We start from the raw sequence: 19,938 nt of genomic DNA, 5'->3' as shown, positions 1-19,938 counted from the left end.
GCATACTTCTAGCCGAAATCCCCCCTCCGGGGCAACCATCGGGCCGTGACGCACACCGACCAGTTCCTCGCCCTCAGCTCCCGCACCGGCCGCTTCACCTACGGCGCCCCGCGCGCGGTCGCCTTCTCCGCCGACGGCACCCGGCTGCTGTTCCTCCGCTCCACCGGCCCGGAGGACCCGGTGGACCGACTCTGGCTGTTCGACCTGACCACCCGTCAGGAGCACCTGGTCGCCGACCCCGCCGTCCTGCTGCCCGGCCGCACCGGTGCCCCCGCCGACCTGCCCGTCCTTGAGCGCCGCCTGCGCGAGCGCATCCGGCTCTGGGCCCCCGGCATCGGCTCCTTCGCCGCCACCGCCGACCTCGCGCAGGCCGTCTTCGCCCTCGACGGCCGGATCTTCCGCACCGCCGTCGCCGACGGCTCCACCACCGAACTCCCGGTCGCCGGGCCGGCCTTCGACCCCCGCCCGAACGCCGACGGCTCGGTCGTCGCGTACGTGGCCGGCGGCGCGCTGCACCTGACCGACCGGGACGGGCCGCTCAGCCCGGCCGACGGCGCCGTCTGGGGCGTCGCCGAGTTCGCCGCCGCCGAGGAGCTCGGCCGCACCCGGGGCCACTGGTGGTCCCCCGACGGCCGCGCCGTGCTGGCCACCCGGATCGACGAGTCCGCCCTCCCGCTGCGGTGGTTCGCCGACCCGGCCCACCCCGAGCGGGCCCCCGAGAGCTTCGCCTACCCGCAGGCCGGCGGGCCCAACGTCGACCTGCGGCTCTGGGTGCTCGGCCTGGACGGCACCCGCACCGAGGTGGCCTGGGACCGGGACGCGTACCCGTACGTCTGCTCGGCCGGCTGGGAGGGCGACGGCGAGCTGCTGCTCACCGTGGCCGACCGCCTGCAGCAGAACGTGCTGCTGCTCAGTGCCGACCCGGCCACCGGGGAGACCCGCGAACTCTCCCGCACCGTGGACGAGTTCTGGGTCGACGACCTGCCCGGCACGCCGGCCCGGCTGGCCGACGGCCGGCTGCTCACCTCCGCCGACACCCCCGGCGGCGAGGCCCGCGCGGTGGCCCTGGACGGCAAGATCCTCACCGACGAGCGCACCCAGGTCCGCCGGGTGATCGGGCAGCACGGGGGCTCCCTGCTGATCGAGGCCGGCCAGGACGACCCGGCCGACCAGCACGTCTTCCTGCTCGACCCGGACAGCGGCACGCTCTCCCGGCTGACCGAGGGCACCGGCGTGCACTCCGTGGTGGCGGCGGGCGACACCCTGCTGTTCACCCACGCCACCCCCACCGGCATCCGGCGCCGACTGCACTTCTCCGGCGAGGAGTTCGACCTGCCGGACCGCGCGGCCGCGCTGCCGTACGTGGTCACCCCGGCGCTCGCCCGGGTGACCGAGCTCGGCCTGCCCACCGCGGTGGTCTACCCGCGCGACCACGTGGCCGGCACCCGGCTGCCCGTGCTGCTCGACGTCTACGGCGGCCCCGGCTTCCAGGCCGTGGCCAACGAGCCGCGCCGCTGGCAGGCCCGCCAGTGGTGGGCCGACCAGGGCTTCGCCGTGGTCACCACCGACAACCGGGGCACCCCCTTCGTCTCGCCCGCCTTCGTCAAGGCGATCTTCCGGCGGTTCTCCGCGGTCGCGATCGACGACCAGGTGGCCGCGCTCCAGGCCCTCGCCGGGACCCACCCCGACCTCGACCTGACCCGGGTCGGCGTGCGCGGCTGGTCCTACGGCGGGTACTTCGCGGCCCTCGCCGTGCTGCGGCGCCCGGACGTCTTCCACGCGGCCGCGGCGGGCGCCCCGCCCACCGACTTCCGCCTCTACGACACCGCCTACACCGAGCGCTACCTCGGCCTCCCGCAGGAGAACCCCGAGGGCTACGCCGCCGACTGCCTGGTCGACGACGCCCCGGCGCTCACCCGCCCCCTCCTGCTCGTCCACGGCCTGGCCGACGACAACGTCCACCCCTCCCACACCCTCCTGCTCTCCGAGGCCCTGCACGCGGCCGGCCGCGGCCACGCGGTGCTCCCGCTCCCGGGCGTCTCGCACATGACCCCGGACGGCATGAACGAGCTCGTCGCCGAGGCGGAGCTGGCCTTCCTCCGCTCCCACCTGGGCTGACCCCCCGTCACGGAGGCCCGGCGGACTCCCCTCCGCCGGGCCTCCGGCCGCTGGGTAACCTGCGCGGATGACCTACCAGTTGGTGATCTTCGACAACGACGGCGTGCTCGTGGACAGCGAGCCGACCGCGCACCGGATCCTGTCCGGGTACCTGACCGAGCTCGGGTACCCGACGACCCTGGAGGACTCGCTCCGGGACTTCCTCGGCAACGCGGGGCGCAACGTCCACCAGGTGGTGGCCCAACGGTTCGGCGGCACCCTGCCGGAGGACTTCGCGCAGCGGTGCCACGAGCGGGTGTTCGCCGCGTTCCGGGAGGAACTGACGGCGACGCCGGACGCGGCGGCGGTGCTCGGGGAGCTGCGGGAGCGGGGCGTGCCGTACTGCCTGGCCTCCTCCTCCGACCACGCCTGGATCGACCTCACCCTGGAGCGGACCGGGCTGCGGCCCCAGCTGCCGGCCGGGTCGGTGTTCAGCGCCGAGGACGTGGGCGGCGTGGGCAAGCCGGCCCCGGACCTCTTCCTGCACGCGGCGGCCGCGCTCGGCGTGGCGCCGGCCGACTGCCTGGTGGTCGAGGACAGCCCGAACGGCGTGCTGGCCGCCCGCGCGGCGGGGATGGACGTGCTCGGCTACACCGCGCTGACGCCCGGGCCGCGCCTGACCGGGGCCGGGGCGACCGCTCTGATCGAGCGGCTGCCCGAACTGCTCGACCGGCTACCGGCCTGACGGCCCGTCAGGGCCCCGTCGCACCTCCGGGTGCGGCGGGGCCCTGTTGTGTGACCGGTGGGAAATTCGGGTAGTCAGAGGGGTTCCGTGTGATGGATGACATGTGAAATATTACCTGCGCTCACCCGACCACCCCCGTCCGGAAAGGACCGGTCAGTTGCGCAGAATGACCGCAGCAGCCCTCGCTGCACTGACCACCAGCGCGATAGCGGCCTCGCTGCTCGGCAGCGGCCTCGCCGCCGCCGCCCCGCTGCCCACTCCCCCCGTCCAGTCGCAGGATGCCCAGGCCGGTGGCGGGCTGGAGGCCAAGGAGGCCCCGCAGGCGCCGCTCGCCCCGCAGGAGAAGGTCCGGCAGGCGCTGCGCACCAAGGCGCTGGAGCAGCTCAACAAGGGCGCCGTGGCGAAGACTTCGGCGAAGACCGCGCCGAAGCAGGTGAAGATCGGCAACGACTACGTCCAGCTCGCGCAGGAGCGCAAGGACAAGGTCTTCGTCATCCTCGCCCAGTTCGGCGACCAGGTCGACACCACCACGCTGCACAACGGTGTCCCCCGCTACGCCGGCACCCCGGGCCCGCTCCACAACGCGATCCCGAAGCCGGACAAGAGCGACACCCACACCTTCTGGAAGAACGACTTCTCCCGGTCGTACTACCAGCAGATGTTCTTCGACGACACGGCCGGCGCCAACTCGATGCGGAACTACTACCGCACCCAGTCCTCCGGCCGGTACGACATCGAGGGCACCGTCTCCGACTGGGTGACCCTGCCCTGGAACGAGGCCCGCTACGGCTCCAACAAGGGCCCGCAGGGCGGCGGCGCCTGGACCCAGGCGCACGAGTTCGTCCGGGACGCCACCAAGGCCTGGTACGACGGCGAGATCGCCAAGGGCCGCACCGCGCAGTCGGTCAAGGACGAGATCAAGCAGTACGACGTCTACGACCGGTACGACTTCGACAAGGACGGCAACTTCAACGAGCCCGACGGGTACATCGACAACCTCGTGCTGGTGCACGCGGGCGTCGACGAGACCTGGGGCGGCGGCGCGCAGAGCGGCGACGCCATGTGGGCGCACCGCGCCTGGGCCCTGCCGGACCCGTCCGGCCAGGTCGGCCCCGAGGGCAACAAGATCGGCGGCGCGCCGCTCGGCGACTCCGGCGTCTTCGCCTACGACTACGTGCAGGGCGGCGAGAACTCGGGCGTCGGCCTGTTCTCGCACGAGTACGGCCACAACCTCGGCCTGCCGGACCTGTACCCGACGACCGGCGGCGACAACAGCGTCAACTTCTGGTCGCTGATGTCCTCGGCCTCGTACCTGGGCAAGGGCAAGAACACCACCGGCGAGTACCCCGGTGACCTGGACGCCTGGAGCAAGCTGCAGTTCGGCTGGCTCAACTACGACGACGCGCAGGCCGCCACCCGGTCCAGCCACGCGCTCGGCGTGAGCGGCTACAACACCGACCAGGCCCAGGCGGTGCTGGTGCACCTGCCCCCGGTCACCAGGACCACCACGCTGGCCGACCCGTTCGAGGGCGCCTCGCAGTGGTACAGCGGCACCGGTGACTACCTGGACAACTCGCTCTCCCGCACGGTCGACCTGACCGGGAAGAGCGGCAGCGCCGAGCTCACCGCGGCCACCTGGTACGACGTCGAGCAGGACTACGACTTCCTGACCGTCGAGGCCAGCACCGACAACGGCAAGAACTGGAAGGCCCTGGGCGGCACGGTGGACGGCTCGCCGATCACCGACACGGTCGCCAACGTGCCCGGCTTCAGCGGCACGTCGAACGCCTGGCGTCAGGTGAGCATCCCGCTCACCGCCTACCTGGGCCAGAAGGTGCAGCTGCGCTTCCACGTCACCTCCGACAGCAACACCCACGGCAAGGGCGTGCTGGTCGACGCCGTCAGGATCACCGCCGACGGTGCGGTGCTGCTGAACGACGGTGCGGAGAACGGCAACCAGGACTGGGTGCTGAACGGCTTCACCCCGCTCAAGGGCAAGGACTCGGTCAAGGAGCACCCGCGCGCCTACGTGGTGGAGAACCGCCGCTACGTCGGCTACGGCGCCTTCCTGAAGACCGGCCCGTACAACTTCGGGTACTCCGGGGTGACCGGCAAGACCGGTGTCATCGACACCTACCCGTACCAGGAGGGCGTCCTGATCTGGCTGTGGGACACCAGCTACCTGGACAACAACACCAAGGACCACCCGGGCGGCGGCCTGATCCTCCCGATCGACGCCCACCCGCAGCCGATGAGGTTCTCCGACGGCTCCCTGGTGAACGGCCGCGCCCAGACCTACGACGCGACCTTCTCGCTCAAGCCCACCACCGAGTTCACCCTGCACAAGGCCGGTGTGCTGAACGCCTTCCCGTCGAAGCCGGCCGTCCCGGTCTTCAACGACCGCACCGGGGTCTACAGCGACCCGGCGCTCCCGCAGCACGCGGTGGCCGTCCCGGACACCAACACCAAGATCGAGGTCGTCCGGGAGACCCAGGGCGGCAAGCTGACCACCGTCCGGGTCGGCCCCGCCTCCTGACCACCCCTTCGCACCACCCGTGCTGACCACCCGTCAGCAGCCCGTACCGGAGCCCCGGTCCGCACACCCTGCGGATCGGGGCTCCGGCCGTTGTGCGTACGATCGGCGCAGGTCGATCGGGGGGTCGGCGGCCTGAGGGAACGTCGACTCGACGGCAGGCACGGCCGGTGGCTCACGTAGCAGCGCGTGTACCGAGGAGGGGCCTTGCCCACTGTGGGGTCACTGACCGATGTGCCGGGATTGCGGCTGATCGGCGGGACGGGAGCGGAACGTTCGGTGACCGGGGTCGCCGAACCGGACGAGGAGGTGGCGGACCGGCTGGTGCGGGTGCCGCCGCAGGCGACCGAGCGGGACTTCGCCCGGCTGGCCGCCGGACGGGCGGCGGCCGTGGCGGTGACCGCCGCGGAACCCAGCGAGGGGCACCGGGCCGGGGCCGCGCGGCACGGGCTGGCCCTGCTGGCGGTGGCGGACGAGCGGAGCTGGCTGCTGGTGGCACGCCGGATCGGCGACGCCCGGCTGCGCGAGGTGCAGGGCGAACAGGCCGAGCTGGCACAGCTGTTGACCCACCTGCGGGATCCCGGGGGGCGGGCCGACCGGCGGCTGGAGCGGCTGGTGGAGTGGCTGGCCCGGGCGGTCGGCGGCCCGGTGCGGCTGACCACCGGGCGGCCCGGGGAGCCCGCCGTGGCGGCCCCGGCCGGGACGGAGCACCTGCTGGCCGCGGCCGGGCCCACCGAGCGCGAGCTGACCGACGGCCGGCTGCGGGCCGCCGCCCTGGACGAGGGCCCGCTGCGGTTGCGGCTGACCACCGTCGGCGGCAGCCGCCCCTACCCCGTCCTGACGGTGGGCCGCAGCGAGCCCTTCGACGCCCGGGCCGCCGCGCTGGTCGCGCACGCGGCCGACCTGATCGCCCCGCTGGTGCGGGTGCGACAGGCCGAGGCGGAGCGGGAGCGGCTGGAGGAGGTCAAGGCGGCGCTGCGGGTGGCGGTCTTCCAGCTGCTGATGGGCGGTGAGGTGACGCTGGCCCAGCGCACCGGGGAGGGCCTCTCCCCCGGGCTGCTGGACGCCGAGGAGCAGCGGGTCTACGTGCTGGAGGGCCCGGCGCCGGAGCGCGACGAGCTGGCCCGGCGGTGCCGGGAGGCGCTGGGCCCCACCGCGCTGGTGGTGCGCTGCCCGGCGTACGAGCAGCACCTGATCGTGGTCGCCCCGCTGCGGGAGGACGGCACGGATGCGGAGCAGGGCGGCTGGGACCGGGTCGGTCTGACGCTGCGTGAGTTCGTCTCCGGCCGCCCGGACCGCTCGCTCGGCGGCAGCGGCCGGCTGCCGCTGGCGCAGACCGCCGGCTCGTACGGGGACGCCACCCGGGCGCTGGCGGTGGCCCGGCTGCGGCCCGGCCGGGCGGCGCTGTACGCCGCCGAGAGCCGGCTCGGCCAGGTGCTGGACCCGTGGGACGCGGCGCGCTGGGCCGAGGAGGTGCTGCGGCCGCTGCACGCGCTGCCGCTGAGCGGGCGGGACCAGCTGCTCGGCACCCTGCACCTGGGCCTGGAGTTCCCCGCCGTCAGCGCCGGGCGCATCCTCGGGGTGAGCCGGAACACGGTGAAGGCCCGGCTGGACCGGGCGGCGGTGCGGCTCGGCCTCGACCTGGCCGGGGTGACCGGCCGCACGGTGCTGCACCTGGCGCTCCAGGCCTCCACCTCGGTCACCGCCTGTGCGGTGCCCCCCGGTACGGGCGTCCCGGCCCCGGGGCTCGGCGAGCTGCTGGCCGCCGGACCGGTGGCGGACTGGGCGGGCGAGCTGCTCGGGCGGCTGGCCGAGGACGGCCGGGAGCTGCGCTCCACGCTGCTCGCCTGGGTGCGGGGCAACCTCGGGGTGGAGCGGGCGGCCGGGGAGCTGGGGCTGCACCCGCAGACCGTCCGGGAGCACCTGCGGACCGCCGAGCGGCTGTTGCAGCGTCAGCTTCTGGCCGGCGGCGGCGGGGTGTACGAGGTGGTGCTGGCCTTCGCCGCGCTCGGCGAACTGGCGCTGCCGGAGCCGGCCGGGGCGGCGACCGTGCACAGGTGACAGCCGCCGCGGCGGGGACCGTGCACTCGTGCGGTACCTGACGGAGTGCCGGCGGGCGTAGCGTCGGGGACACGAGCTCACCAGGCGGGTCCCGCTGCTACGGTTCCCTCCGTCGGACCCGCCTGGTGCACGAGGTGTTCACCGGGCGGGGGCACCACCCCGCCCGGTGGACCACGGGGCTGCCCGGTCCGGAGGTCCCCCACCCTCCGAACCGGGCGACGGGGCCGGGGTCAGCCCCGACGGAGCGTCAGCAGACCGCCCAGCGGCACGTGCACGGTGAACTCCGGGCCCTCCACCGCGGCGGTGGTCTCCGCGACCGTCCCGCCCAGCGCGTCCTGCACCAGCACCGAGAACCGGCCCGGCACCCGGTCGAAGACCAGCCGGACCAGGGTGTCCGCCTCGGCGTTGGCCAGCAGCAGCGACTCCCACTCCCCCGCGACCCGCACCGGCAGCGCGGCGTAGCGGCCGAAGGCCAGTGCCCCGCCGTCCCGGGCCTCGATCAGCGGGTAGCCCAGCTCGGGGCGGTGCGGGCGGAACCCGGAGCGCTGCAGCAGGGTGCGGTGCTCGCGCATGACGGAGAGCCAGAACCGCACGGCGGCCAGCTGCTCCGGGCTCTGGGCGGCCAGGTCCACCGAGACCTGCGCGGTGGCGAACAGGACCGAGATCAGGAAGACCGCGATCTGCTCCGGCGCCTCCTCGGGGTGCCAGGTGAGCGGGTCGGCGTGCACGGCCAGCGGGCCGGCGGTCAGCCGCAGGTCGGCGCAGCGGACCCGGTTCTCGGTGGCGTTGTGCGGGCAGTCGGTGGCCCGGACCATGGTGGCGTACGGCCACAGGCCGGGGCCCATGTACTGCTGGCGGTGCTCGATCAGCACCTCGGGGCGGGTGGCCCGCAGCCGGGTGTCCAGCTCCTCCAGCAGGCGGCGGACGCCCTCGGCGACCTCGGCGCAGTCCGGGTCGGGCGAGGCGGTGGTGGCCTCGCGCAGGAAGGTGTCGATGAAGTCGATCTTCAGGCCGTCCACCCCGTGCTGCTCGACCGCCGCGGCCAGCCGCTCGACCTGGTGGGCCCGGACCAGCGGGCTGCGCGGGTCGAGCACCGAGGTCTCCAGCATCGGCAGGTGGGCCAGGGTGTGCGGGGCCAGCTCGGCCTGGGCGGCGCTGCGGTCGCCGAGGAACGGCAGGGCGTGCCAGAGCAGGTAGTCGAGGCCCAGCTTGCGGACCCGGGCGACGTGCTCGGCGAAGTCCGGGAAGCCGGCCGGGGCGGGCTGCCAGTCCCCGGTGGTGGCGTAGGAGCGGCCGACCTCGTCGGTCTGCCAGCCGTCGTCCACGATCAGCGCACCGAAACCGAGCGGGGCGGCCAGCGCGGCCAGCCGCTCCACCTCGGGCGCGGTGATGGTCAGGTGCAGCGCGTACCAGGTGCAGAAGATGGGGTCGAAGGCGGCGTCCGGGACGGTGGAGGCGGGCAGCGACTCGGCCCACCAGTCGGCGCAGCCCCGGACGGTGTCGGCGAAGTGACGGCCGCTCAGGTCCAGCCGCAGCCGGATCGGGCCCTCGTGCTCGACCCAGAAGCTGAAGTCGCCGGTCTCCTCGACCGCGCCCTCGCCGATCGAGACCGGCAGCACCGTCTCGCCGACCGCGAAGGTGCAGAGCGCGGCGTCGGCGGTGCCGACCAGGCTGCCGACCGGGGCGCCCTTGGGCAGCGAGGCGATCCGGGGCAGCGCCCAGGACGGCGGCAGCCAGCGGGCGCCGGTCAGCGGGGTCCAGTAGCCGGTGGCGCCGGTGCAGGGCAGCCGCCACTCGATCCGGGTGCGCACCGGCCCGTCGTCGGTGGGGAGTTCGGGCGCGGCCTCGACGACCACCACGCCGGGCTCGGCCTGCGGGACGACCCGGACCGCCAGGTGGGCGGCGCCGACCGCGACGGCTCTGGCCCGGACCCCGGGCAGGCCGAGGTCGACCTCCGCCACGGTCTCGGTCCGGCCGGAGGGGTGGGCGCTGCCGTCCCAGCTGAGCGGCTGGGGTGCCTGAGTCACGTCAGTCGTGCCTTTCGTGGGACCCGCGCGGGGCGGCCGCGGAAGCGGTAGGGCGGCTGCCCCGCGCGGGAGTTGATGGGTTGGACCCGGTCGGACGTGGCCCGCCGTCACGGTTCCCCGCCACGTCCGACCGGGGGTCTGGTCACCTGCGCAGGGGTCCCTCGCAGGTGTAGCTGGAAGTGCCGGCCCTGCCGCCCGGCCAGACCTCGACCGGGCCGAACCAGCAGTTCATGTCGTCCAGGTTGTTGGCGACGCCCTTGGTCCGGGTGAGGATGAAGTAGTCCACGGTCGAGGACATGTCCTTGAAGAGCCGGTTCGGGTCGGCCGCGTCCGCCAGGTTGGCGGTGATCCGGCCCTCGCAGACGAAGCGCATCGGCTTGTTGGCCCAGTCGCCGTTGTCCTTGCAGGTCGGCGTGTTGGCGGTGGCCGAGGCGATCGCCGCCTGCACCTCCGAGGCGTAGGCGTAGCGCAGGTAGCCGTTGGCGGTGAACGAGGTGCTCGGCACGTAGAGGTCCTGGACCCGGGCGATCTGGGCCGTCAGGAAGGCGTCGTAGCCCGCCTGGAGCGCCTGGTCGGCGCCCAGCCGGTCGCGCCAGGCGTCGAAGCCCGCCGGGTCGTCGGCCCGCATCAGCCCGTACATGGTGCGCAGTTCGGCGGGGCGCTCGGCCCAGAGGTACTCGAAGAAGGTCCCGGCGTAGTTGTAGAAGTGGAAGGCCGGGGAGTCGTCGTACCGGGCGTGCAGCAGCTCCTTGACGCTCAGCCGGGGGATGCCGGCCGCCTCGTCCCGGGCCAGCGCGGCGACCAGGGCCTGACGGACCTTCACCCCGGCGTCCCGGGTGGAGCCGTCGAAGAACTCGGCGGTGCCCTCGTCCATCGCGGTCAGCCGGTCGCCCGCGTACCAGCGCTGGTCACCGAAGTAGCCGGGGGTGGCCCAGCGGCCGTTCAGGTAGTGGACGTACTCGTGCCGGAACAGCTCCTCCAGCGTCAGGTACGACTCGGCGCTGGTGCGCTGGTAGGTGTAGAAGGTGGCGCCGCGCTCGATGTAGATGCCGCCGTTGGCGGTGCCCATCCCGGTGAGCAGCGGGTGGTAGAGCTCGTAGGACGAACGGGTCGGGTAGAGCCGGATGTTGAGGGTGGCGTTCGGGTCCCCGTCGAGCGGGGCGTCGGTGCCGAGCACCCGCAGGAACTGGGTCTTGACCTGCTTGCTGGCGTAGTACATCCGGTCGACGGTGGCCCGGTCCAGCGAGGTGCGGACCTGGATCGCGCCGTTGTCGTAGCTGTAGGTGTAGGGGAACACCTGGGCCTCGTACTTGGCGGCGCAGACGTCGTACTGCCCGCAGACCCCGAAGGCGTTGGCCCAGCCGACCACCTTGACCCAGGGGCCGGAGAGCTCACCGAAGACCTGGCGGGTGGTGGAGAGCAGCCACCCGAGCTCGCCGACCACGCCGGCCTTCAGCTCGGCCACCTCGCCGAAGCGGCCGTACTCGGCCATCGCGTCCCGGGCCATCCACTCGTTCTGGGTGCCCTTGAGGTGGCCGTACCCGGCGAAGTCGCGGAACGCGGTGCGGTAGGGGGCGTCGGCGGTGACCTGCTGGAGGAAGGCCGCGTCCCGGTTGTTGACGCCCAGGTAGTTCAGGCTCAGCGCGGCCAGCCCCGCGGTGCCCCAGGCCCAGCTGTCGGCCACCGCGGTGCCGGGGCCGAACTTGGCCAGCACCCGCTTCACCAGGCCCAGGTGGTACTGCCGCTGGCCGGTGGACCCGGCGGTGATGGTCATCTCCCGGGTGGTCAGCGCGGCCGAGTCGGTGTCGGCGAAGGCCAGCGGGGAGGCGGCCCAGGCGTCCACCGCGCGCCGGACGGCGGCGGCCGTGGCGGTGTCGGTGACGTCGATCTCGGCCCGGGTGAAGTCGTGGAAGGCCACCGCGTGCAGGAAGTAGAACAGCTCGTACAGGTGGGCCCGGCCGCTGCCGTCCTCGGTCGGCACCAGCTGGACGACGCGGTCGGCGACGGCCTGCACGTGGGCGTCGTCCATGGTGGTGGCGAAACGGGAATCCCAGGTCCAGAGCAGGGACTTGAGGCAGTCGTCGCCCTTGACCGCCGGGTCGGTGAGGAAGTCCGCCAGCTGGGCCGGGCCCAGGCCGGTCAGGCCGTCCAGGGTGCAGGGCACCCCGGCCGCCGTGCGCGCCGCGGCCGTGGGGGCGGCCAGTTCGGCGGCGGTCGGGGCTGGGGCGCCGACCCGCTCGGGCAGCGCGCCCGGGAAGGGGGTGTCGCCCAGCGAGCCGCCGCCGGGGGCGGGCGCGGAGGCGCCGGTGCGGGCCACCGCGTCGCCGAGGTGCGCCAACTCGTCGTAGCCGCTCGGAAGTTGGGGGTCGGCCTGGAAGGTGGCCGGGGCCGTGACGGGGGCGGGCCGGGTGGCCGCCTGCACCGTCTGGACGGCCGGAAGCGTGAGGGTCGCGGCCAGGGCGGCCGCGAGCAGCGCTCTGCGCGCCGTTCGGGGGGAGGTTCGCACGGGGGACTCCAGTGGGGGGTGGAGGTGGAGCGGAGGTCCCGGCCCGCGCCGGCGTCCCATGGGGAGGATGACGGCGGCGCGGGCCGGGGTGGTGCCGGGGCGCTGACGCGGGGTCGGGCCCCGGAGCGGAGGGGCTGACGCGGGGTCAGGCCTCGGGGAAGTGGCAGGCGGCCTGCCGGCCGCCGCCGGTGGCGGTGATCTGGAGCAGCGGCCGCTCGGTGCGGCAGATCTCCTGCGCCTTGGGGCAGCGCGGGTGGAAGGTGCAGCCGCTCGGCGGGTTGGCCGGGCTCGGCGGGTCACCGAGCAGCACGATCCGCTCCCGGCGCCGCTCGGCGGCCGGGTCAGGCAGCGGCACCGCGGAGAGCAGCGCCTTGGTGTACGGGTGGGCCGGCCTGTCGTAGACGTCCTGCCGGTCGCCGATCTCGACGATCCGCCCGAGGTACATCACCGCGACCCGGTGGCTGATGTGCTTGACCACCGCCAGGTCGTGCGCGATGAACACGTAGGCCACGCCCAGCTCGCGCTGGAGCCGCTCCATCAGGCCGACGATCTGCGCCTGGATCGAGACGTCCAGGGCGGAGACCGGCTCGTCCGCCACCACCAGCTCCGGGCGGGTGGCCAACGCCCGGGCGATGCCGATGCGTTGGGCCTGGCCGCCGGAGAACTGGTGCGGGTAGCGCTCCAGGTGCTCGGGGGCCAGCCCGACCAGGTCGACCAGGTCGCGGACCTCGCGCTGGATCGCCGCGGTGGCCATGCCCTGGGCGCGCAGCGGGGCCGAGACGATCTGCTGGACGGTCTGCCGCGGGTTCAGCGAGGCGAACGGGTCCTGGAAGATCATCTGCAGCTTGCTGCGCAGCGGGCGCAGCTCGCGCTGCCCGGTGCGGGTGATGTCCTTGCCCTGGAAGCTGACCTGACCGGCCGTCGGGTCCAGCAGCCGGACCAGCATCCGCCCGGTGGTGGACTTGCCGCAGCCGGACTCGCCGACCAGGCCGAGGGTCTCCCCGGCCCGGACGTCGAAGGTCACGCCGTCCACCGCCTTGATCCCGGCGCTGCGGCGCAGGCCGGAGCGCGGGCCGGGGAAGGTCATGCCCAGGTTCTCGGCCGTCAGGATGGTCCGGGTGGCCTGGGTGGTCACTTCGGTGGTGGTCATGCCGTCACCCCGTCGAGGTCGGCCGCGTCACGGACGCAGGCGTTGCGGTGCTCCGGGGCGACCAGGCGCAGCGGCGGGCGGCCGTCGGTGCAGAGCGCGCTGGGGTCCTTCGCGTAGACCTGGCAGCGCGGTTGGAAGGCGCAGCCGGGCGGCGGGTTGAGCAGCGAGGGCGGGGAGCCCGGGATGGAGCGCAGGGCCTCCCCCTCCGGGGCGTCCAGCCGCGGCAGCGAGTCCAGCAGCCCCCGGGTGTACGGGTGCCGCGGGGTGGTGAACAGCGTGTCGGCGGGCGCCTGTTCGGCGGCGGCGCCGCCGTACATCACCAGCACCTCGTCGGCGACCCGGGCGATCACCCCGAGGTCGTGGGTGATCATCACGACCCCGAGCCCGCGCTCCTGCTGGAGCTTCATCAGCAGCTCCAGCACCTGGGCCTGGACGGTGACGTCCAGGGCGGTGGTGGGCTCGTCGGCGATGATCAGGTCCGGCTCGCAGGAGAGTGCGAGCGCGATCATCGCGCGCTGGCGCATACCGCCGGAGAACTGGTGCGGGTGCTCCCCGGCCCGGCGGGCCGGCTCCGGGATGCCCACGTCGCCGAGCACCTCGACGGCCCGGGCCCAGGCGGCCTTCCGGCTGCCGCCGAAGTGCTCCCGGTACGCCTCGGAGATCTGGTCGCCGATGGTGAAGTACGGGTGCAGCGAGGTGAGCGCGTCCTGGAAGACCATCGCCATCCGGCGGCCGCGCAGCTTGCGCACGGTCTCGTCGGGGGCACCGATCAGCTCGGTGCCGTCGAACTTGACCGAGCCGGTGACCTTGGCGCCCCGGTGCAGGCCCATCACGGCCAGCGAGGTGACGGACTTCCCGGAGCCGGACTCGCCGACGATCCCGAGGGTCCTCCCCCGTTCGACGGTGAAGTCCACGCCCTTGATCGCCTTGACGATCCCCTCGGCGGTGTTGAACTCGACCTCGAGGTCGGTGACTTCGAGCAGTGCGGTCATGAGAGCCTCGCCCTCGGGTCGATCCAGGCGTACATCAGGTCGACCACCAGGTTGGAGGTGACGATGAAGAACGAGGCCAGCAGGGTGACGCCCATGATGACCGGCTGGTCCGCCTTGTTGAGCGAGTCGGCGAAGAGCTTGCCGACGCCCGGGAGGCTGAACAGCTGCTCGGTGATCAGGGCGCCGGCCAGCAGGCCGCCGAGGTCCAGGCCGAGCATGGTGGCCACCGGGGTGAGCGCGGGCCGCAGCCCGTGCCGCCCGACCACCCGGCGCTCCTTCAGGCCCTTGGCCCGGGCGGTGCGCACGAAGGGTTCGGCCATGGTCTCGATGACCGAGTTGCGGGTCATCCGGGCGTAGAGCGCGGCCGACAGCAGGGCCAGGGTGATCCAGGGCAGGATCAGGTTGCGCAGCCAGCCGACCGGGTCCTCGCCGAAGGCGATGTACCGGGGCAGCGGCATCAGGCCCAGCACCGAGACCACCACGTAGAGCAGGATCATCGCGGTGAAGTAGACCGGCAGCGCGGCGATGCCGATGGTGGCCACCATCACGGTGCGGTCGATCCAGGTGTTCCGCTTGAGGGCGGAGACCACGCCGGCCGAGATGCCCAGGGCCAGCCAGCAGACCGCCGCGCCCAGCGCCAGCGAGGCGCTGACCGGGAAGCGGTCCATCATCAGGTCCCAGACCGGCTGGGCGCTCTGGAAGGAGTAGCCGAAGCAGGGGAACTCGCACTGGATGGCGTACGGCCCGCTGCCCAGGGTCTGGCCGGCGAAGATGCCGACCAGGTAGCGGCCGAACTGGACGATCAACGGATCGTTCAGGCCGAGCTGCTGACGGACCATCTCGATCCGCTCGGTGGAGCAGTCCTTGCCGCAGAACTGCGCGGCCGGGTCGGCCGGGAAGAGGTAGAACACCGCGAAGGTCAGCGCGCAGATCACCAACAGCGTGGCGGCGATGCCGACCAGACGGCGGATCAGGAACCAGATCACGCCTTGCCGCCCTTCGGGTCCAGGGCGTCGCGGAGCGCGTCACCGATCAGGGTGAAGCCGAGGACCACCAGGAAGAGGCAGAGGCTCGGCAGGACGAAGAACATCGGGTCGACCTTGTAGTACTGCACCGAGTCCGCGATCATCTGGCCCCACGACGGGGTGGGCGGCCGGACGCCGACGCCGAGGAAGGTGAGGGCCGCCTCGGTGCCGATCAGGCCGGGGATGGCCAGCGTGACGTAGACGATGACGGTGCCGGAGAGGTTGGGGAGGATCTCGGTGAGCAGGATCCGGCCCGAGCTCGTGCCGCTGGCCCGGGCCGCCTCGACGTACTCGCGGTGCTTGAGCGAGAGCGTCTGGGCCCGGATGACGCGGGCGATGTAGGGCCAGCTGAACACGCCCATCACGATGATCAGCAGCAGCACCCGGTTGACGTCCCGGGCCACCGAGAGCAGCGCGATCATGAAGATCAGGGTGGGGAAGGACATCATGACGTCCATGAACCGGCTGATCACGGTGTCCACCCGGCCGCCGAAGTAGCCGGCCAGGATGCCGAGGGTCACCCCGATCACGGTGATCAGGGCCGCCGAGGCGAAGGCCACCAGCAGGCTGATCTGGGCGCCGTAGAGCAGGCGGGCGAAGATGTCCCGGCCCAGGCCGGGCTCGACGCCCAGCCAGTGGTCGGGGCTCATCCCGCCGAAGTCGCCCTTGGGCAGGCCGCCGAGGTAGGAGTTGATCGCCTTCTTGTCGGTGTCGGCCGGGCCGTGGCCGCTGATCATGGTGATCAGCGGGGCGAGCAGGGCGACCAGGACGAAGAAGGCGATGATGCCGAAGCCGGTCAGCGCGGCCTTCTGGCGGCGCAGCCGCTGCCAGGCCAACCGCCAAGGGGAGGCGGGGGGTTGAGCGGTGGTGGAGGCGGGGGCAGCGGGACTGGCCGCCGCCCCCGCTCCCCCGGTCCCGTCGGTGCCGTCGGCACCGGCCCGGGACGGAGAGAGCGGGGCGGTCATGCGGACTCCCGGTTACTTGACGGACTTCAGGCCGATGACGGCGTAGTCGACCTGGCCCGCCCACACCGGGTGGGCGAAGGCGCCGGCGATGTTGGAGCCGACCAGCAGCGGCTTCTTGGCCCAGGCCAGCGGCACGGCGGGCGACTTGTCCATGATCGAGGCGTCCAGCGCGAGCCACGCCTTGTCGGCCTCGGCCTTGTCGCTCAGGCCCGCGATCCGCTCCAGCTCGGCGTTGGTGGCCGGGTCGTTGAAGCGGGTGACGTTGCCGAAGTTGCCCTTGTCCTTGATGATCTTGCCGTCGTAGATCATCGGCAGGAAGGTGGCGGCCGACGGGTAGTCGGGGCACCAGCCGCTGATGGACAGACCGGTCTGCTTGCTCTTGTCGCCGACGATCGAGCTGACCGCGGTCGGGTCCACCACGTTGATGGTGACGTCGACGTTGACCTTCTTCAGCGCGGCCTGGACCGCCTCGGCCTGCTGCTTGCCACCGGTGGAGGTGGTGAGCTCGGTCTTGAAGCCGGCCGCCTGGCCCGCCTCGGCCAGCAGGGCCTTGGCCTTGTCGAGGTCGCCGCCCGGCTTGATCTTGAAGTGGTCGACCGTCTTGCCGTCGGTGAGCAGCGGCGGCAGGTAGGTGGTGGCGATGTCGACGAAGGCCGGACCGCCCTGGGCCGCCTGGAAGGACTCCTTGTCCACCGCGTACTGCATCGCGAGGCGGACCTTGGGGTCGTTGAACGGGGCCTTGCTGTTGTCCATCTGCAGCGAGGTGGTGCAGCCCGCGTTCTCGGAGATCAGACGGGCCTTCAGCTCGGGGTTGGTGAGCACCTCGCTGATCTTCGACGCGACCAGGTCGACGTAGGACAGCGAGTTCTTGTCCTCGCCCTGGTCGGCGATCAGGCGCTCGGCCACACCGGTGCCCTTGAGGGTCTGGTCGACCACGATCTTGTCCGGGTACGCCTTGCGGACGGTGTCGGTCTTCTCGTCCCAGAAGGTGTTGCGGACCAGCACCATGCGCTTGCCGCGGTCGTAGCTCTCGATCTTGTACGGACCGGAGGAGACCGGGTGGTTGCTGTAGTTGGCGCCCGTCTCCTTGGCCTTCGGCACCGGGGCGAAGGTCGGCAGCGTCACGGTGTAGCCGAACTCGGCCACCGGGCGCTTGAGGTGGAAGACGATGGTCTTCTCGTCCGGGACCTCGATGGACTCCTTGCCCAGGCGCTGGCCGGTGAGCGGGCCCTTGTAGTCCTCGGGCGCGTTCAGGTAGACCCGGGCGTAGTCCGGGCCGCCGGGGAGCTCCGGCGAGTAGGAGCGCTCGACGTTGTACTTGATGTCGTCGGCGACGATCGGGGTGCCGTCCTCGTACTTGAGGCCGTCCTTCAGCTTGAAGGTCCAGGTCTTGCCGCCGTCGCTGGACTGGCCGAGGTCGGTGGCCAGGTCCGGCTCGATCTTCAGGCCCTCGGCGCCGGGCGCCGCCTTGAAGGTGGTGAGGGTCCGGTAGAGGACGCGGACGCCGAAGTCCATCACCGGCATGGTCCAGTTGCGGGCCGGGTCCAGCTGGTCGAAGTCGGTGTTCGACAGCAGGTTCAGGGTGCCGCCCTTGACGGGGGTGCCGCCGATGATCCCGTCGCCGCCGGTGACGACCGGCTTGTCCATGTCGTCGGACGAGCCGGTGCTCGAACAGGCCCCGAGGCCGAGGGTGAGTGCTGCCGTGATCGCGGTCGCGAGCGCGGCGTGGATGCGCCTGGTCATGTGCAACTCCGCAGTGGGAGGCCGCAGTCGCGGCCTTGGTCCGCCCCGGGGCTGATCCGGGGCCACCAGGAGTGCCGCCCGCCGGGGTCTAGCCGCTCCAAGGTGTGACCCGTAACATAGTAATGTGAAATTGCACTGGCAAGAGATGGAGCGGGCCGTTACCGAGCTGTGTCCCTCCAGCCCCTCAACTCCCGCCCGGTGCAAGGAAACACTGCACGTCAGACCAGTACGACCGTCCAGTTCGGCGAAGGAGCCGCAGCCGTGACCGACCCCCGCCCCCTCAACACCGGCAGCCACGACCTGCCCGTCTCCCCCGCCCTGGACGCCTTCATGGGCACCGGCTGGGCGGCCACCCCGCTGCCCGCCACCGACCGGGTGAACGGCTACGCGTTCATGCCCGCCCGCCGGGCCAGGCTGGCCGCCGCCTTCCCCGGCGAGCGACTGGTCGTCCCCGCCGGCCAGTTGAAGGTCCGCAGCAACGACTGCGACTACCGCTTCCGCCCGCACAGCGCCTACGCCTGGCTCACCGGCCTCACCGGCGAGGAGCAGGTCGGCCACGTCCTGGTGGTCGAGCCCGGCGGCGAGCCGGTCCTCTACCTGCGCCCGCGCTCCCCCCGCGGCGGCGGCAGCCCGTACGGCTCCGAGTTCTACCGCGACCGCCGCTACGGCGAGTTCTGGGTCGGCCGCCGCCCCGACCTGGACGAGGCCGCCCAGCTCACCGGCGTCCGCACCGCCCACCTGGACGAGCTGGAGGACCTGCTGAAGGGTCCTCAGGTCCCCACCCGCCTGCTCGGCGGCGTCGACCCGCTGCTGGACGCCCTGCTGCCGGCCGACGCGCAGCTCGCCTCGGTGCTCTCCGAACTCCGCCTGGTCAAGGACGCCTGGGAGGTGGAGCAGCTCCAGCTCTCCGTCGACCTCACCACCACCGGCTTCGAGGACGTCGTCCGCGCCCTGCCGCTCGCGCTCAAGCACGGCCGCGGCGAGCGCTGGCTGGAGGGCACCTTCAACCTCCGCGCCCGCGCCGAGGGCAACGGCACCGGCTACGACACCATCGTCGCCTCCGGCGCCCACGCCTGCGTGCTGCACTGGATCCGCAACGACGGCGCCCTCGACCCCTCCAAGCTGCTGCTGCTCGACGCCGGCGTGGAGACCGACTCCCTCTACACCGCCGACATCACCCGCACCCTCCCGCTCAGCGGCACCTTCTCCCCCGTCCAGCGCCAGGTCTACGAGCTGGTGCTCGCCGCCCAGGACGCCGGCATCGCCACCCTCAAGCCCGGCGCCAGCTTCCGCGACTTCCACCGGGCCGGCATGCGGGTGATCGCCGAGGGCCTGGCCGACTGGGGCGTGCTCAAGATCAGCGCGGACGAGGCCATGCGGGAGGACAGCGGCCTGTTCCGCCGCTACACCCTCTGCTCCAGCGGCCACATGCTCGGCCTGGACGTCCACGACTGCGCCAAGGCCCGCGCCGAGACCTACCTCGACGGCACCCTGGAGGAGGGCCAGGTCCTCACCGTCGAGCCCGGCCTCTACCTCCAGCCCGACGACGAGACCCTCCCGGCCGAGCTCCGCGGCATCGGCGTCCGGATCGAGGACGACCTCGTCATCACCGCCGACGGCGCCCGCCTGATGTCCGGCGCACTGCCCCGCTCGGTGGCCGGTATCGAGGAGTGGATGGGCACCCTGCTCGGCTGAACCTCCTTGCCATGATGGCTCCATGACGGACACCGACGTTGTACTGACCCCGGCTCAGGCAGTCGCCGAGTCGGGGTTCAGTCTCGACACCCTGCGCTACTACGAGCGGATCGGCCTGCTCGGCGAGGTCCGCCGCTCGGCCAGCGGCCACCGCCGCTTCACCGCCCACGACCTGGCCTGGCTCGGCGTCCTGCGCTGCCTGCGGGACACCGGGATGCCGATCTCCGACATGCTCGACTACGCGGAACTGGTCCGGGCCGGGGACGGCACGGTCACCCAACGGCTGGCGATCCTGGAGGCCCACGACGAACAGGTCGAGGCCCGGATCCGGGAACTCCAGCGGCAGCGGCAGGCGATCCGCGACAAGATCGCCTACTACCGCGAAGTCCTCTGAGACAC

Annotated in this window: 13 protein-coding genes; 6 read left to right on the top strand and 7 right to left on the bottom strand. The window is 72.8% G+C overall.

Annotated elements, in window-relative coordinates; all coding sequences use genetic code 11:
* The first annotated feature begins 45 nt into the window (after positions 1 to 45).
* The 4 genes from ACIA8O_RS21205 to ACIA8O_RS21190 all read left to right on the top strand — a co-directional run bounded on the left by ACIA8O_RS21205 (position 46) and on the right by ACIA8O_RS21190 (position 7,436).
* Positions 46 to 2,118, top strand: coding sequence for a prolyl oligopeptidase family serine peptidase (locus tag ACIA8O_RS21205; RefSeq protein WP_396295478.1), 2,073 nt, complete (start codon positions 46 to 48; stop codon positions 2,116 to 2,118).
* 67 nt (positions 2,119 to 2,185) lie between these two features.
* Complete coding sequence (locus tag ACIA8O_RS21200; RefSeq protein WP_396295477.1) at positions 2,186 to 2,842, top strand: HAD family hydrolase; 657 nt, start codon at positions 2,186 to 2,188, stop codon at positions 2,840 to 2,842.
* Positions 2,843 to 3,008: 166 nt separating this feature from the next.
* Entirely contained in the window at positions 3,009 to 5,378 is a 2,370-nt protein-coding gene (locus ACIA8O_RS21195; RefSeq protein ID WP_396295476.1) for an immune inhibitor A domain-containing protein, read from the top strand.
* Positions 5,379 to 5,654: 276 nt separating this feature from the next.
* A complete protein-coding gene (locus ACIA8O_RS21190) occupies positions 5,655 to 7,436 on the top strand; it encodes a helix-turn-helix domain-containing protein (protein WP_396295475.1) in 1,782 nt (593 codons plus the stop codon).
* A gap of 230 nt (positions 7,437 to 7,666) precedes the next feature.
* Here the strand turns inward: ACIA8O_RS21190 and ACIA8O_RS21185 are convergent, their stop codons facing one another.
* From ACIA8O_RS21185 to ACIA8O_RS21155, 7 genes are all read right to left on the bottom strand, one after another.
* Complete coding sequence (locus ACIA8O_RS21185) at positions 7,667 to 9,463, bottom strand: glycoside hydrolase family 36 protein (protein ID WP_396295474.1); 1,797 nt, start codon at positions 9,461 to 9,463, stop codon at positions 7,667 to 7,669.
* Positions 9,464 to 9,605: 142 nt separating this feature from the next.
* A complete protein-coding gene (locus ACIA8O_RS21180) occupies positions 9,606 to 11,969 on the bottom strand; it encodes a collagenase (RefSeq protein WP_396295473.1) in 2,364 nt (787 codons plus the stop codon).
* A 145-nt stretch (positions 11,970 to 12,114) separates the two neighbouring features.
* Positions 12,115 to 13,119 carry an ABC transporter ATP-binding protein gene (locus tag ACIA8O_RS21175; RefSeq protein ID WP_396295472.1) on the bottom strand — a complete coding sequence of 335 codons (1,005 nt, stop codon included), beginning with the start codon at positions 13,117 to 13,119 and terminating at the stop codon, positions 12,115 to 12,117.
* Positions 13,116 to 14,111, bottom strand: a complete 996-nt coding sequence (locus tag ACIA8O_RS21170; protein ID WP_396295471.1) for an ABC transporter ATP-binding protein — start codon at positions 14,109 to 14,111, stop codon at positions 13,116 to 13,118. The genes ACIA8O_RS21175 and ACIA8O_RS21170 overlap by 4 nt, the downstream gene beginning before the upstream one ends.
* Positions 14,108 to 15,097, bottom strand: a complete 990-nt coding sequence (locus ACIA8O_RS21165; protein WP_396295470.1) for an ABC transporter permease — start codon at positions 15,095 to 15,097, stop codon at positions 14,108 to 14,110. Before ACIA8O_RS21165 ends, ACIA8O_RS21170 begins: the two co-directional genes overlap by 4 nt.
* A complete protein-coding gene (locus ACIA8O_RS21160) occupies positions 15,094 to 16,101 on the bottom strand; it encodes an ABC transporter permease (RefSeq protein ID WP_396295469.1) in 1,008 nt (335 codons plus the stop codon). Before ACIA8O_RS21160 ends, ACIA8O_RS21165 begins: the two co-directional genes overlap by 4 nt.
* A gap of 12 nt (positions 16,102 to 16,113) precedes the next feature.
* Positions 16,114 to 17,844, bottom strand: coding sequence for an ABC transporter substrate-binding protein (locus ACIA8O_RS21155; RefSeq protein WP_396295468.1), 1,731 nt, complete (start codon positions 17,842 to 17,844; stop codon positions 16,114 to 16,116).
* A gap of 261 nt (positions 17,845 to 18,105) precedes the next feature.
* Between ACIA8O_RS21155 and ACIA8O_RS21150 the strand changes: the two genes are divergently transcribed.
* Positions 18,106 to 19,539: an aminopeptidase P family protein gene (locus ACIA8O_RS21150; RefSeq protein ID WP_396295467.1), complete on the top strand. Its 1,434-nt coding sequence runs from the start codon at positions 18,106 to 18,108 to the stop codon at positions 19,537 to 19,539.
* A gap of 22 nt (positions 19,540 to 19,561) precedes the next feature.
* Positions 19,562 to 19,933: a MerR family transcriptional regulator gene (locus ACIA8O_RS21145; RefSeq protein ID WP_396295466.1), complete on the top strand. Its 372-nt coding sequence runs from the start codon at positions 19,562 to 19,564 to the stop codon at positions 19,931 to 19,933.
* Positions 19,934 to 19,938 lie beyond the last annotated feature (5 nt).

Origin of the sequence: Kitasatospora sp. NPDC051853 (assembly GCF_044452665.1) — a bacterium.
Classification (GTDB): domain Bacteria; phylum Actinomycetota; class Actinomycetes; order Streptomycetales; family Streptomycetaceae; genus Kitasatospora.
Note: the sequence above shows the minus strand (reverse complement) of the source record. Positions and strands in the feature narration are given on the sequence as shown.

Bases quoted from the DNA above. Each gene is read 5' to 3' on its own strand.
- ACIA8O_RS21160 (WP_396295469.1), bottom strand. From the start codon at position 16,101: ATGACCGCCCCGCTCTCTCCGTCCCGGGCCGGTGCCGACGGCACCGAC.
- ACIA8O_RS21170 (WP_396295471.1), bottom strand. From the start codon at position 14,111: ATGACCGCACTGCTCGAAGTCACCGACCTCGAGGTCGAGTTCAACACC.
- ACIA8O_RS21200 (WP_396295477.1), top strand. From the start codon at position 2,186: ATGACCTACCAGTTGGTGATCTTCGACAACGACGGCGTGCTCGTGGAC.
- ACIA8O_RS21175 (WP_396295472.1), bottom strand. From the start codon at position 13,119: ATGACCACCACCGAAGTGACCACCCAGGCCACCCGGACCATCCTGACG.
- ACIA8O_RS21145 (WP_396295466.1), top strand. From the start codon at position 19,562: ATGACGGACACCGACGTTGTACTGACCCCGGCTCAGGCAGTCGCCGAG.
- ACIA8O_RS21155 (WP_396295468.1), bottom strand. From the start codon at position 17,844: ATGACCAGGCGCATCCACGCCGCGCTCGCGACCGCGATCACGGCAGCA.
- ACIA8O_RS21195 (WP_396295476.1), top strand. From the start codon at position 3,009: ATGACCGCAGCAGCCCTCGCTGCACTGACCACCAGCGCGATAGCGGCC.